Annotated in this window: 13 protein-coding genes; 7 read left to right on the forward strand and 6 right to left on the reverse strand. The window is 51.5% G+C overall.

Features of this window, described 5'->3' with window-relative positions; all coding sequences use genetic code 11:
• Nucleotides 1–120 precede the first annotated feature (120 nt).
• From K0335_RS13970 to K0335_RS13980, 3 genes are read left to right on the forward strand one after another with little or no spacing between them, the layout of a single operon-like run.
• On the forward strand, nucleotides 121–477 hold the full coding sequence (locus tag K0335_RS13970; RefSeq protein WP_000258230.1) for an ArsC family reductase: 357 nt from the start codon (nucleotides 121–123) through the stop codon (nucleotides 475–477).
• A gap of 3 nt (nucleotides 478–480) precedes the next feature.
• Nucleotides 481–1,608: a succinyl-diaminopimelate desuccinylase gene (dapE, locus tag K0335_RS13975; protein WP_001277818.1), complete on the forward strand. Its 1,128-nt coding sequence runs from the start codon at nucleotides 481–483 to the stop codon at nucleotides 1,606–1,608.
• A 27-nt stretch (nucleotides 1,609–1,635) separates the two neighbouring features.
• Entirely contained in the window at nucleotides 1,636–1,836 is a 201-nt protein-coding gene (locus K0335_RS13980) for a YpfN family protein (RefSeq protein WP_000383836.1), read from the forward strand.
• A gap of 92 nt (nucleotides 1,837–1,928) precedes the next feature.
• On the opposite strand, the gene ypfH is transcribed toward K0335_RS13980, so the two are convergent.
• The 6 genes from ypfH to dapA form a co-directional block, all read right to left on the reverse strand.
• The gene (gene ypfH, locus K0335_RS13985) at nucleotides 1,929–2,627 is read right to left on the reverse strand and encodes an esterase (protein ID WP_000679802.1); all 699 of its coding nucleotides are present in this window, start codon (nucleotides 2,625–2,627) and stop codon (nucleotides 1,929–1,931) included.
• Between the two features lie 73 nt (nucleotides 2,628–2,700).
• Complete coding sequence (tmcA, locus tag K0335_RS13990; protein ID WP_160193921.1) at nucleotides 2,701–4,716, reverse strand: tRNA cytosine(34) acetyltransferase TmcA; 2,016 nt, start codon at nucleotides 4,714–4,716, stop codon at nucleotides 2,701–2,703.
• A 14-nt stretch (nucleotides 4,717–4,730) separates the two neighbouring features.
• A complete protein-coding gene (locus tag K0335_RS13995; RefSeq protein ID WP_001267498.1) occupies nucleotides 4,731–5,594 on the reverse strand; it encodes a neutral zinc metallopeptidase in 864 nt (287 codons plus the stop codon).
• Between the two features lie 167 nt (nucleotides 5,595–5,761).
• Nucleotides 5,762–6,475, reverse strand: coding sequence for a phosphoribosylaminoimidazolesuccinocarboxamide synthase (gene purC, locus K0335_RS14000; RefSeq protein ID WP_001295467.1), 714 nt, complete (start codon nucleotides 6,473–6,475; stop codon nucleotides 5,762–5,764).
• 211 nt (nucleotides 6,476–6,686) lie between these two features.
• Complete coding sequence (bamC, locus tag K0335_RS14005; RefSeq protein ID WP_002431657.1) at nucleotides 6,687–7,721, reverse strand: outer membrane protein assembly factor BamC; 1,035 nt, start codon at nucleotides 7,719–7,721, stop codon at nucleotides 6,687–6,689.
• A gap of 16 nt (nucleotides 7,722–7,737) precedes the next feature.
• On the reverse strand, nucleotides 7,738–8,616 hold the full coding sequence (dapA, locus tag K0335_RS14010) for a 4-hydroxy-tetrahydrodipicolinate synthase (protein WP_000494011.1): 879 nt from the start codon (nucleotides 8,614–8,616) through the stop codon (nucleotides 7,738–7,740).
• A gap of 146 nt (nucleotides 8,617–8,762) precedes the next feature.
• On the opposite strand from dapA, the gene K0335_RS14015 reads away from it, so the two are divergent.
• From K0335_RS14015 to K0335_RS14030, 4 genes are all read left to right on the forward strand, one after another.
• On the forward strand, nucleotides 8,763–9,335 hold the full coding sequence (locus K0335_RS14015) for a glycine cleavage system transcriptional repressor (protein WP_000189057.1): 573 nt from the start codon (nucleotides 8,763–8,765) through the stop codon (nucleotides 9,333–9,335).
• Complete coding sequence (bcp, locus tag K0335_RS14020; protein ID WP_001068688.1) at nucleotides 9,335–9,805, forward strand: thioredoxin-dependent thiol peroxidase; 471 nt, start codon at nucleotides 9,335–9,337, stop codon at nucleotides 9,803–9,805. The genes K0335_RS14015 and bcp overlap by 1 nt, the downstream gene beginning before the upstream one ends.
• 245 nt (nucleotides 9,806–10,050) lie before the next feature.
• A complete protein-coding gene (locus tag K0335_RS14025; protein WP_001079200.1) occupies nucleotides 10,051–10,668 on the forward strand; it encodes a 4Fe-4S dicluster domain-containing protein in 618 nt (205 codons plus the stop codon).
• Complete coding sequence (locus tag K0335_RS14030) at nucleotides 10,668–12,164, forward strand: sigma 54-interacting transcriptional regulator (protein ID WP_219393872.1); 1,497 nt, start codon at nucleotides 10,668–10,670, stop codon at nucleotides 12,162–12,164. The genes K0335_RS14025 and K0335_RS14030 overlap by 1 nt, the downstream gene beginning before the upstream one ends.
• The last annotated feature ends 10 nt before the right edge of the window (nucleotides 12,165–12,174 follow it).

The raw sequence follows: 12,174 nt of genomic DNA on the forward strand, positions 1-12,174 counted from the left end.
TATTATTAACAGACTCCAAACAATGTTATATTTCCCGATAACTAATATTACACAACGTGACGTTGTATATATAACAATCTCATTGCGTAATTATTCGGTTTTAGCGAAAAAGGATTCACTATGGTTACTCTTTACGGCATTAAAAATTGCGACACCATCAAAAAAGCACGCCGCTGGCTGGAAGCCAATAACATCGACTATTGTTTTCATGATTATCGCGTTGATGGGCTGGACAGCGAATTATTGAACGGTTTTATCAACGAATTAGGCTGGGAGGCGTTACTCAACACCCGTGGTACAACCTGGCGTAAACTGGATGAAACCACCCGCAATAAAATCACCGATGCGGCCTCTGCGGCGGCATTAATGACTGAAATGCCTGCAATTATCAAACGCCCATTGCTCTGCGCGCCCGGGAAGCCTATTCTGCTGGGTTTCAGTGATTCCAGTTATCAGCAATTTTTCCATGAGGTGTAGTCTATGTCGTGCCCGGTTATTGAGCTGACACAACAGCTTATTCGCCGCCCTTCCCTGAGTCCTGATGACGCAGGATGTCAGGCTTTGTTGATTAAACGTTTGCAGGCGATCGGTTTTACCGTTGAACGCATGGACTTTGCCGATACGCAGAATTTTTGGGCATGGCGTGGGCAAGGTGAAACGTTAGCCTTTGCCGGGCATACCGATGTGGTGCCACCTGGCGACGCCGACCGTTGGATTAATCCGCCGTTTGAACCGACCATTCGTGACGGCATGTTATTCGGGCGCGGCGCGGCAGATATGAAAGGCTCGCTGGCAGCGATGGTGGTAGCAGCAGAACGTTTTGTCGCGCAACATCCCAACCATACAGGTCGACTGGCATTCCTGATCACTTCTGATGAAGAAGCCAGTGCCCACAACGGTACGGTAAAAGTCGTCGAAGCGTTAATGGCGCGTAATGAGCGTCTCGATTACTGCCTGGTCGGCGAACCATCGAGCATCGAAGTGGTAGGTGATGTGGTGAAAAATGGTCGTCGTGGATCGTTAACCTGCAACCTAACCATTCATGGCGTTCAGGGGCATGTGGCCTACCCACATCTGGCTGACAATCCGGTACATCGCGCAGCACCTTTCCTTAATGAATTAGTGGCTATTGAGTGGGATCAGGGTAATGAATTCTTCCCGGCGACCAGTATGCAGATTGCCAATATTCAGGCGGGAACGGGCAGTAACAACGTTATTCCGGGTGAACTGTTTGTGCAGTTTAACTTCCGCTTTAGCACCGAACTGACGGATGAGATGATCAAAGCGCAGGTGCTTGCCTTGCTTGAAAAACATCAACTGCGTTATACGGTGGATTGGTGGCTTTCCGGGCAGCCATTTTTGACCGCGCGCGGTAAACTGGTGGATGCGGTCGTTAACGCGGTTGAGCACTATAATGAAATTAAACCGCAGCTACTGACCACAGGCGGAACGTCCGACGGGCGCTTTATTGCCCGCATGGGGGCGCAGGTTGTGGAACTCGGGCCGGTCAATGCCACTATTCATAAAATTAATGAATGTGTGAACGCTGCCGACCTGCAGCTACTTGCCCGTATGTATCAACGTATCATGGAACAGCTCGTCGCCTGATGAGTGGTTCTGCAAGAGGAAATAAGCATGGACTGGCTGGCTAAATATTGGTGGATTCTGGTGATTGTCTTTTTGGTAGGCGTCCTGCTGAACGTGATTAAAGATCTTAAGCGCGTCGACCATAAGAAATTTCTCGCCAACAAGCCGGAGCTTCCCCCGCATCGTGATTTCAACGATAAGTGGGACGATGACGATGACTGGCCGAAAAAGGATCAACCGAAGAAGTAAGCTAAGTGGCCGGATCAGGCGTTAACGCCGCATCCGGCCATGATGCCTGATGCGACGCATCATACGTCTTATCAGGCCTGGTAATCTGTCTTTTACATCATTTCAATCACATCATCATCGCCAGGCTTGCCACCGCTTAGCGCTTCGTCGAAATAATGTTTCGGAATGGTATAACGCAAGTGATCCAGGGCAAATTGCATACTGCGATTGTCGATCGCATGGCCTAAATCCTCCACGATATCCAGCGTCACATCACCACCGACACTGATTAACGCTTCCTGCGCCGCAACCGCATGCGCCAGATCGATAACCGGATCTTCACCGCCATGGATCAAGTGAATTGTCGTGGCTGTAGACGCGGTTTCCGGCAGGCTGGCGTAACGTCCGTTAAAGGCAATGACGCGCGAGGCAAGACCCGGTTCGGCTTTAATGCTCTCCAGCGCCATAATCGCGCCTTGTGAGAAACCGATTAACGCCGTGGCGTTAGCCCCTACTCCGCTCTGTTTCTGCCAGTAGCGTACCGTCTCAATAAAGGTCGGCATGATGGCATCCACACGCGCCTGGCGATTATCTTCCGTAATCCCCTGCACCGAAAACCACTGACGCCCCGCCGGATTACCGCTCGGCTCCGCACCACCGATGCTCACCACCAGTGCATCAGGAAACAGCGGCGCAAACCAGCTGCCGATCTCACCCATCGCTACCGGGTTATCCCCGACACCGTGGAAAAGCAGTAACAACTGTTGTGCAGGTTTATCCGGGCTTTGAACAACAAAATGGTCATGTTTCATGGCGAACTCCTTAACTGATGTCATTAATTTTACGCCGCTGACTCACAATGACCATGGGAGAAAATTGAAGGAGTCAGTGAAAAAATTGCCATTGCGTTATGCGATCGCGCAGACGCTCAGTGCGAACATTATCAAGTGCGAACAGCGCCTGCGCGGCCTCCTCTCGCTGACGGGCCAGTAACATCTTGCGGCCTGAAAGTTTAAGTGTTGTACATAACTGCGCGTCACTGGCGTTTTTCTGTAATCGTCCACGCAACGCCGGTAATGCCAGTTCACTGGTTTGTAGCAGACGCGTTAAGCAACCTAACGACGTTAATAGCGGACGATGAGCGAAAGCAAAACCGGCCAGTTCAAGCCAGTCGTCCTCAGAAAGGACGGCATCATTTCGTGGATCGACGGGGAGCGTTTCGCCATTCCACTGCGTGAGAGCATGCGCATCGCGACGTAAACGGTAATGCTCACGTTCAGCCAGCTGTTTACCCGCATCACTCATCGGTAACAGTGCCATCGCCGTATAGCAACCGCTGCAGGCTTCACGATGATTACCCATTCGCACCAGCACAAAACCGCAGCGTTGCCAGAAACGCCATAACTCCTCGGTGTAGCCAAAACTCACCGAAAGATAGTCGAGGTCATGCGTATAGTTTAAAGCAAGGGCAATAAGCTGTTGCCCAACGCCTTCACGCTGACGAGCTGGATGAACTGCTATCCTGCTGACCCGCCGTCCGCGCAATGTCGCTGCCAGTGGATTGCTGCCGTGCGCCGCCAGCGACTGGGCTACCAGATTACCCCGCGGGCGACGAAAACCTGCCCATACCGCCTGGCTGAGTTCTTGAGATAATCCGCCCTCCTCCACCAGCCACAGCGCCCCGGCGATCTCGTTTTCACAAGCCGCCTGGAAAAAATGTTGCCCAGGTACATCCATCATGCGGCGTAAATCCAGCGGCGAGGTCCGGTAGTGCGCGCCAGACAATAGCTGATATACCTTTAACGGTGTATCCGGATCGCTTCGCCATAAGGTCTGTTCAAAAGCGGAAATGACGATATTGCCTTGTGGTGTATGGGTGAAGTTTTCATCGTCAAAAACCAGTGCCTCGCTGACCATTTTTTCCAGCGGGCATCCCTGCGCCCAGCGGATCGGCTGTTGCAATTCGAAACGGTGTAAATGCGGAAAGCGAGCGCAAAATTTCAGCAAAAAACCACGTCCCGTGCCTTCGTAGCCCTGCACCGTAGTGGTTAACAACGTTCGAGGAAAACGCGATACCAGTTGATGCAACAACGGCGCAGGTATGGCCGCGGCTTCGTCAACCACCAGCCAGTCGGCTTGTTCATCGCTGGCTAACAAAGCATCCGGCGCAATAAAGCGAAACTTCTCGCCCGCAAATTGTGCCAGTACATCCGTTGCCGCTTTTGCAGGCGCGGTGACAATCGCACTGCCCGCAATACGAGAAATGAGTTGCCCTGCCAGCGCCGACTTACCGCGCCCACGCGCAGCAGTTACCGCTGCCACGCCCGGCGGCATGGTCAGTAGTTGCTGTAAGAGTTGCTGTTGTTCTGGTTGTGGTGCGCCGGTCGCGGGGTGCCAGTCAGTACGGGGAGCAAAATGCGTCAACGTGAATGGCTGGTTTTGCCGCCAGAGGATAGCGCCGTGATCCGCCGTAAGTACGCGTTTGAGATGCTGGACAAAATGCGGCGTCGCAATAGGGTCAGGGCAATCACTCCAGCGCAGCGAGTCGGCATCAGGTTGGTTCTCCCACTCTTCCCATGCAGGGAGTAACAACACCTGCCAGCTTCCCGCTTTCAACGTTCCGCTAAGTGCTGCAAAGGCAGCGGCATCAAAGCCATGGCGGGCGTCGAATACCGCATGCCGGAACTCGCGCCCAAGTAAAGTTTGTAGCGTCGAGGGAGAACAGTAGTTTTCAGCGACTGGCTGCGGCGAAATCCACAGCCAGTCACCAGGTAAGGCATCACGCAACTTAAGCGCATGCTCAAAACACCAACTCTCTTCCCCGCTCAACACCAGCAAGCGGCGGATCCCTTCACGTTTCATTTGCGCTGTTAATGTGTGAAGCGCAGTCAGTTCAGCCATCCCTGCCCCGAAAGTTAAATGCTTTTACCAAAAGTATTGCATTGTGCCGGATCGCCGCTGTCGAAACCACGTTTAAACCAGCTGTAGCGTTGCTGAGAAGTGCCATGAGTGAAACTGTCTGGTACGACTCGCCCCTGACTTTGCTGCTGTAAACGGTCATCGCCGATGGCCTGCGCCGCGTTCAGCGCTTCTTCCAGATCGCCGGTTTCCAGAACGCCTTGCTGCTGCATACTATGCCCCCAGACACCGGCAAAACAGTCGGCCTGGAGTTCCATACGCACAGATAAGCGGTTCACTTCCGCCTGCGTCGCGTTTTGTTGCAGTTGACGGACTTTCGGCTCGATGCCTAACAGTTTCTGCACATGATGACCGACTTCATGGGCGATAACGTACCCCTGGGCAAAATCGCCATCCGCGCCAAGTTTGTCTTTCATGTCATCATAGAAGGAGAGATCGATATAAACCGTGCCATCCGCCGGGCAATAGAACGGCCCCATAATGGACTGGCCCGCCCCGCAGCCGGTGCGCGTCATTCCACGGTACATGACCAGCTTCGGTTGCTGATAGGTCTTACCCATCTTCTCGAACTGCTGTCCCCAGGTGTCTTCGGTGGTTGCCAGAATCACCGAGGTGAATTTTGCGGCTTCGTCTTCATTTGGGCTAATTGACCGCGTTGATTGCTGTTGGGAAACCGGCTGCCCGGTCATCAACCCGGTTAAATCAACGCCATAGTAGCCTGCAACCAGCACGACTATCAGTAAAATCAGCCCGCCTTTACCGCTTGGCAGGCGAAAACCGGGACCGCCCATTGACGGACCGCCGGAGCTATTGCGCCTGTCTTCAACATTGTCACTTTCACGTCGCCCTTGCCAGCGCATAGATACCTCAACAATATATTCATTATAGAAATGATCGTAGGTGGTTCAGAGGAAGATTACCACAGGAAAGCGGGATGAAATGGCGGAGGAATGAGCGTTCAATGCACATCTTATGAGAGCGGTTGTCTTGCCGTGCCAGCAGCACGGCAAGATGATGAATAGAAAAATCAGTCCAGCTGTACACCCAGGCGGCGGGCAACGGCTTCATAGGCTTCGATCAGGCCACCGAGGCTCTGGCGGAAACGGTCTTTGTCCATTTTCTCCAGCGTTTCTTTGTCCCACAGGCGGCTGCCGTCCGGGGAGAACTCATCGCCCAGTACCACTTCACCTTTGTACAGACCAAACTCCAGCTTGAAGTCGACCAGAATCAGACCAGCATCATCGAACAGTTTTTTCAGCACGTCATTCGCTTTGTAGGTCAGCTCTTTCATACGTGCCAGGTTCTCTTTACTTACCCAGCCAAAGGTTTCGCAGTAAGATTCGTTGACCATCGGATCGTGCATGGCATCGTTTTTCAGGAACAGATCGAACAGCGGCGGGTTCAGCTCAATACCTTCTTCGATTCCAAGACGTTTCACCAGAGAGCCAGCAGCACGGTTACGCACGACACACTCAACCGGCACCATATCCAGCTTTTTCACCAGACATTCGGTATCGGAGAGCAGACGCTCCATTTGAGTCGGGATACCCGCTTCAGCCAGTTTGCTCATAATGAAGTAGTTGAACTTGTTGTTCACCATACCTTTGCGATCAAACTGCTCAATGCGCGCGCCATCCCCTGCTGACGTATCATTGCGGAATTCGAGCACCAACAGGTCCGGGTTTTCCGTGCTGTATACGGTTTTCGCTTTACCACGATACAACTCAGCTTGCTTTTGCATCTTTATCACTCCTGGGTGTGAATTAACGTTTTAAAATCTTTTGCTGTCTGATGTGCCAGATGTTTGTCGAATGCGGCGTGAACGCCTTATCCGACCTGCGTCCGACAAACAAATTTCGTGCGAATTACCGCTAAAATCGCGTTTTTCTGTCGACGCACACGTTTGCGTATCATATCAGAAAAAAGGGCCGGATGACTCCAGCCCTGTATTTTTACTTGCTAAACGCAGCCTGGAAGACAGCTACCAGTGCGTCGTTCTGACTCTGAGTCAGAGTATGACCTTTCGGATCGATGAACTGTAGGCTACTGCGGTTATCTAAATCACCGACCTGCAGTTTGTAGTCGCCAGATGCCAGTTCAGGATCGCGTGCGCCCAGTTCCTGCCAGTCGCTGTCAGACAGTGGCTTGTAAGTCACGGCCAGGCTTCCCTGAGAACGGGTGCTGTCGGTCACTTTCATACCTACTTTCTCCAGCGCTGCCGGGAGACGCTGCCAGACCACATTGAACGGTGCACGCACCACTAACATCGGTAAACCTGTTTCATCGGCGGCGCTTTGCACATCCATCGTGGCAGCAGAGCGATTCTGTGCAGCGTTCGCGGCGTCAGAGGCAGATTTATCCAGCCCGGCGGAGATCACGTTCATCATCTCCGTGCTGTAACGCTGCATGGAAGCCGGATCAGCAACCGGTTTGCCACCTTGCTCAAGATTGAGCAGTTTGACCTGTACCGCTTGCTGATAACCTTGCGGCTGTACCGAGATTTGATAACGGCCACGATACTGCTCGTCTTCATCCAGACGGTTCCAGTCAACCCAGTCGGTGGTCAGGGTCTGGCTGGCATCATCACGTTTGGTGATGGTGTAGTTTTTCGCCTGAATCACACTAACAACTTGCGGCCACAGAGTGGTGCCGCGACCATTTTCGACCAGCAAGGTTGCGGTATCGCCACTGAACTGGGTACGCGTACCACTGGCCAGCGCAAGCGGCTGTGCCGGTGGACGAATATCCAACGCTTTACCAACGGCACCGCTGCCATTAGTCACCGGGATGGTGTAATCGCCCGATGTAACCGGCAAGATCATTCCCGCCGGAGCGTGAAGTTCAGCCAGCGGTGCGGCATCCAGATAGGATTCATCACCGCTTACCTGGCGCTTGTAACGCGAATCCGAGTTACAGGCTGCGAGTAGCAAAACTAGCGATACACCCGCAACCTTCGCCAGGCGCGACTTTTGTACTGAGTAAGCCATCAAATCTCCCTAAACTTTACAGCAAACCGGCATGTTTAAGCGCCGCTCTGACGATCTCTTTACCGTTGTCGGTAATCGGCGTCATCGGCAGGCGCAACGTGTCGGTCGCTACAAGCCCCAACTCCTTACATGCCCATTTCACCGGGATTGGATTGGGTTCGACAAATAGTTTGTTATGCAACGGCATCAGACGCTGGTTAATAACTCGCGCCTCGGCAAATTGCCCTTCTGCTGCCAGTCTGCACATTTCAGCCATGTCACGCGCCGCAACGTTAGCTGTTACAGAGATCACCCCGTGACCACCTAACTGCATAAAGTCCAGGCCGGTGGCGTCATCACCGCTGAGCAGCAGAAAATCGTCTGAAACCAGCTCTTTGATCTGGTGAACACGGCTTAAGTTCCCCGTTGCCTCTTTAATTGCGACAATATTTTTTACTTTCGCCAGGCGACCAACGGTTTCAGGCAGCATATCGCAGCCAGTACGGGACGGTACATTATACAGAATCTGCGGCAGGTCAGTATGTTCAGCGATGGCTTTGAAATGCTGATACAAACCTTCCTGAGTGGGACGGTTATAGTAAGGGGTTACCGTCAGACAACCGACAACACCGCTGTCGTTGAAACGCTGCGTCAGACTGATGGCTTCAGCCGTCGCATTGGCGCCAGTTCCGGCAATCACCGGAATACGCCCGTCCGCCAGCTCCAATGTCATCATCACTACATCGCCATGTTCATCATGACTCAAAGTAGCGGATTCACCAGTAGTGCCAACAGAAACGATCGCCGAAGTACCGCTGGCGACATGATAATCAATCAGTTTTTTCAGGCTCGACCGGCAGACGTTACCTTTATCATCCATCGGTGTAACAAGCGCAACAATACTTCCCGTGAACATGGGGCCATCCTCTGTGCAAACAAGTTTCTCAATGGTACGTTTGGTCTGGCAATAAAAGCAAGTGACGAGAGACCTGTTGCTTGTTGTATGCCAGTTTTTTTTATGCTTTCCTTATGATTACCTCACCTCTCAAAGGAATAACAGGTTTGACACCGTCATCACAACACTACCTCGTTATCACAGCACTGGGTGCCGATCGCCCCGGGATCGTGAATACGATCACACGTCACGTCAGTAGTTGTGGCTGTAATATTGAAGACAGTCGACTGGCGATGCTGGGGGACGAGTTCACCTTTATTATGCTGCTTTCTGGCTCATGGAATGCCATTACCCTTATTGAATCAACCCTGCCGTTGAAAGGCGCAGAGCTGGATCTCCTCATTGTGATGAAGCGAACCTCCGCCAGACCTCGTCCGCCGATGCCCGCTACGGTATGGGTACAGGTTGATGTGCCAGACTCGCCGCATTTAATTGAGCGTTTTACGGCGCTTTTTGACAACCACAAGATGAACATTGCGGAACTGGTTTCACGCACGCAACCAGCTGAAAACGATAATGTTGCACAACTTCATATTCAGATCACCGCGCACAGTCCGGCATCACATGATTCGGTAAATATTGAGCAAGACTTCAAAGCGCTATGTACAGAATTGAATGCACAAGGCAGTATTAGTGTCGTCAATTATTCACATACTGATGAACAGAATGGAGTTAAGTAATGAATCCACTGAAAGCCGGTGACATCGCACCGAAATTTAGCTTGCCGGATCAAGACGGGGAACAAGTAAATTTAACCGACTTCCAGGGACAGCGTGTTCTGGTCTATTTCTACCCGAAAGCCATGACGCCAGGCTGTACCGTACAGGCCTGTGGCCTGCGAGATAACATGGACGAGTTGAAAAAAGTTGGCGTCGATGTGCTGGGTATCAGCACCGATAAGCCAGAAAAACTTTCCCGTTTTGCTGAAAAAGAGTTGCTTAACTTCACGCTTTTGTCTGATGAAGATCACAGCGTTTGTGAGCAGTTTGGCGTCTGGGGCGAGAAGTCATTCATGGGTAAAACTTATGATGGCATCCACCGTATCAGTTTCCTGATCGACGCTGACGGCAAAATTGAACACGTGTTTGATAATTTTAAAACCAGCGATCACCACGACGTTGTGCTCAACTGGATAAAAGAAAACGCCTGATTCCTTTCTCCAGCGCTGATGCCGTGCCGTCAGCGCTCATCCTGCCTTAATGTGATTTAGCTCACAGCTTATAAGTCCCTACGACACTAGTGCCGAATTGCGTATCCCCGAACGTTTATGTCCATCACTTTTGTATTCTCCTCACGTTGAAAATCATATAACAAACTGAAATAAAAGCACTTTTAATGATGGCATCCTTTATGCATAGCAAGGCGTAACGTTTTGTTTTTATTTAAGGAGCCGACATGAACCGCTTTGTAATGGCCGATCCTCAGTGGTGTACAGGATGTAAAACCTGTCTCGCTGCGTGTTCGGACGTACATAAAAAGCAAGGCTTACAGCAACATCCTCGACTCGCCCTGGTTTGCACACCTGAGCAAACTGCGCCTGTTCAGTGCCATCACTGTGAGGATGCGCCCTGTCAGCAGGTCTGCCCGGTTAACGCAATTTCCCGGCATGACGACGCAATCCAGCTCAATGAAACGCTCTGCATTGGCTGCAAACTCTGTGCATTGGTATGTCCGTTTGGCGCGATAACGGCTGCAGGAAGTGGGCCAGTGGACGCGCCAGCGTTATATCAGCACCAGGCTGAGGAGCCACTTAACGATATCCCGGAAAGCTCACCGACATTGCATCCCTTATTACGCTGGCAGGTTGGCGTCCAGGCAGTCGCTGTGAAATGTGATCTCTGTTATTTCCTGCCAGAAGGCCCCGCCTGTATTCGAGCTTGTGCCACTAACGCCCTGCAACTCGTCACAGATAAAGTTTTGCATCAGCAAATGAAGCAAAAACAGCATCTTGCCGCCACGTGTCTGGCAGACACAGGGTTGGATTCATTTTCTTCTACTTCGGAGCAAGGCTGATGGACGCTCTGCAATTATTGTTGTGTTCACTGATGCTATATTTCTTTGCCGGAATCGCGTCGCTGTTCCTTTACGGCCTGGATCGCATTGCCATAAAAATTTCCGGCATCGCATCCCTGGCCGGTGGCCTGGTCGGTATTGTCAGCGCTCTGACGCAGCTGCACTCTGCTATTCCTTTGGTTACAGAATTTATCACGCCATTCCCCTTCGCCACACTCACTATTCGTATGGATAGCCTTTCAGCTTTTATGCTGCTGGTGATTTCCGTACTGGTCGCGGTGTGTGCTCTCTATTCTCTGGCCTATATGCGTGAATATCTTGGTAAAGGAGCGGCAGCAATCGGCTTCTTTATGAATATGTTTATCGCCTCTATGGTGAGTTTGCTGGTGATGGATAACCGGATTGCCATTGCGGTCGATAATGCCGATGCGTGGCATAACATGAACGATCTGAAAGAGCAGTTAAAGCAAGAAAATAACCAACTTAACGAACAGTTACACTGCTCTCAACACGTCGGCGATATCATTTATCAAAGCCAGGTGATGGAAGAGTTACTCCAGCAAGTGGGAATTGTGGCGCAAAGTGACAGTACCGTCCTGCTTTGCGGTGAAACAGGTACCGGAAAAGAGGTGATTGCGCGTACCATCCACCAGCTCAGTCTGCGCCATGACAAACCGCTGGTGAAAATTAACTGCGCAGCCATTCCTGCTGCACTGCTGGAAAGCGAGTTGTTTGGTCATGACAAAGGGGCGTTTACCGGGGCTATTAATACTCATCGCGGTCGCTTTGAAATTGCTGATGGCGGGACGCTATTTCTTGATGAGATTGGCGATCTACCGCTGGAGTTACAACCAAAGCTATTACGAGTATTACAGGAAAAAGAAATTGAACGACTAGGAGGAAACCGCACCATTCCGGTAAACGTGCGAGTCATTGCCGCCACTAACCGCGATTTATGGCAGATGGTGGAAGATCGTCAGTTCCGTAGTGATCTGTTTTATCGGTTGAACGTATTTCCTCTGGAATTGCCACCACTGCGTGATCGACCGGAAGATATTCCCCTTCTGGCGAAATATTTCACGCAAAAAATGGCGCGTAGTATGAAACGCAAAATTGATGCCATCTCAACCGACACCCTGCGCCAGCTGATGTCATGGGAATGGCCGGGTAATGTGCGGGAGCTGGAGAATGTGATTGAACGTGCTGTTTTGCTTACCCGCGGTGGTAGTCTCAATCTTCATCTTCATCCACGACAAACGCGCTTGCTACCTGCGATGAGTGAAAACAGTTTTACTCAAGGACAAATGGCGCAAATGTTTAATCCTGCTACGCCTGAAAATGATGAAGAAGAACGGCTACGGATTATTCAGGTATTGCGCGAGACAAACGGTATTGTGGCAGGGCCTCGTGGCGCGGCAACGCGTCTGGGGATGAAACGCACCACGTTGTTGTCCCGAATGCAGCGCCTTGGGATCGCAGTACGTGAAGTGCTTTAGAAAATTGGCC

It is taken from the genome of Escherichia sp. GZ89 (genome assembly GCF_019366485.1).
Lineage (GTDB): Bacteria > Pseudomonadota > Gammaproteobacteria > Enterobacterales > Enterobacteriaceae > Escherichia > Escherichia fergusonii.